Here is a 1,701-nt window from a genome sequence, read left to right on the forward strand (position 1 = left end):
ACCCGCCGCCCGTCCGCCAGCCGCGCCGCCACCGCGTCGTCCTGCTGCCGCTCGGCGCGGCTCACGGTGCGCACGGCCCACTGGCCCTCGCCGATCACCGTGACGTCGCCCATCGTCCAAGCCCGCCCCGCGCTGCGGACCTTGCGCTCCAGCGCCGCCATGTCCCGACCTCTGCTCGCCACCAACGCCTTCGCCCCCGCTCACCCCGTACGGCCTCGCGCCGTAACCCTGGTTCAGCACCCGGGTGCCCCGATCCATTCCCTTCCAGTTCGCCCACGGCAGAGTCCGATCGCGGATAACGACTACGAACTTCGGGACGCTGCATGTCAAAGTACTCATGTCGCCGAAACCGCAGGTCAACGAAGGGACCGGCCCCCGTGAACACCCCCAGCAGCCTCCTTCCCGCCCCCGTCCGCACCGCCGCCCACGACCGCTCCTGGCTCTCCTCCGACCACTGCGCGGAGCCCGTGCTCGCCCTCCTCAGTGGCCTCGGCTGGCCGATGGTCGACACACCGGAGGCGAACGTCCACTGCACCAGCCCGGACGGTCGGGTGTACGTCGGCTGGCTGCCGGAAGACACCGGCGCCTGGCAACGCGGCATCGTCTGGCGCATCCAGGTCCAGCCCACTGGCGCCGACGCCACGCCGTGGACCCAGGAGTTCGGCATCGACACGCCCTCCGAGGCCGTCGCCGGATTCCTCGCCGCGCTCATCGCCAACCCCACCCGCTGACCTCGGCCAACCCCTGCCCCCGGAGGACGTGTTGCCCACACCCCGCCTGGATCACCTCATCGCCAACGGCACCGAGCGCAACGCGCTCGGCTTCGCCCTGGCCGACCCGCACATCGCCTGCGCGGACGGCTTCTGCCTCTCGGTGCTCGCCCCCGACCCCGCCGACGTGTTCCTGCTGCCCGCCCTGACGCTGGAGGTCGGCTTCCCGACCCAGCGCCCCGATCCGTGGGACCGCTGGCGCGAATACCTCGAACCCGCCGAGAACGAGGGCGACCCCACCGAGTCCGTGTACCTGCACGTCCCGGTCGCCCTGGTGCGCGAGCTGATCGAGACCCACGGCGGCGAGATCCTTCCGAGCCCCCTCCGCATCCCCCGCCAGCGTCCGTAACAGGCCATCCCCGGCGGCACTGTCCAACCGACCAACCCACCACAGGAGAGCACGCGTTGGCCTTCGTCCGCACCATCGAGTCCGCCCTCACCGACGAACTGCCCCACGTTGAGAGCCCCGTCGCCGGACGTCCGGTCTACCAGTCCCTGCGGCAGCGCGGCCTCGCCTTCGAGCCCGTCCACACCGGCGGCGGCTACTTCGCCCTGTCTCTGCTGGTCCCCGGTGGGGAAATCCTGGTCACCGACGATGACGGCCAGATCGCGCGCCCCGCCGAGTTCCACTCCGCCTGGCTCGCCTGCTTCTACCCCGAGCCGACCTCGCCCTTCGATGCCGACGAGGAGGACGTGGTGGACGTCTACGTCGGCGACGGGAGCCTCTCCCTCGCGGACGACTGCGCCGCTTGCGCCGACTCGGTCGCCCTCTGGCTCGCCACCCGCCAGGCCAGCATCTCGACCGGCCCGCGCATCGTCAGTCTCGACACCGAAACTGCCGCCCCCGCCAGCAGTTCCCTCACCCTGGCCAGCTGACCCCTCGCCTTCAGCACGGCACGGGGCCCTCCGCCCGCCCGCCCCCCGGGCACCC

The 1,701-nt window shown here is 72.0% G+C and carries 3 protein-coding genes; all 3 read left to right on the forward strand.

Going from position 1 to position 1,701, the window contains the following annotated elements; genetic code table 11:
* Positions 1–377 precede the first annotated feature (377 nt).
* The 3 genes from AA75_RS11820 to AA75_RS11830 are packed head-to-tail and all read left to right on the forward strand — an operon-like array spanning position 378 to position 1,646.
* Complete coding sequence (locus AA75_RS11820) at positions 378–731, forward strand: DUF317 domain-containing protein (protein ID WP_033819841.1); 354 nt, start codon at positions 378–380, stop codon at positions 729–731.
* Between the two features lie 31 nt (positions 732–762).
* A complete protein-coding gene (locus AA75_RS11825) occupies positions 763–1,119 on the forward strand; it encodes a hypothetical protein (RefSeq protein WP_033819842.1) in 357 nt (118 codons plus the stop codon).
* Positions 1,120–1,175: 56 nt separating this feature from the next.
* Complete coding sequence (locus AA75_RS11830; RefSeq protein WP_033819843.1) at positions 1,176–1,646, forward strand: hypothetical protein; 471 nt, start codon at positions 1,176–1,178, stop codon at positions 1,644–1,646.
* The last annotated feature ends 55 nt before the right edge of the window (positions 1,647–1,701 follow it).

Source organism: Kitasatospora sp. MBT63 (genome assembly GCF_000710465.2).
Taxonomy (GTDB): Bacteria; Actinomycetota; Actinomycetes; order Streptomycetales; family Streptomycetaceae; genus Kitasatospora.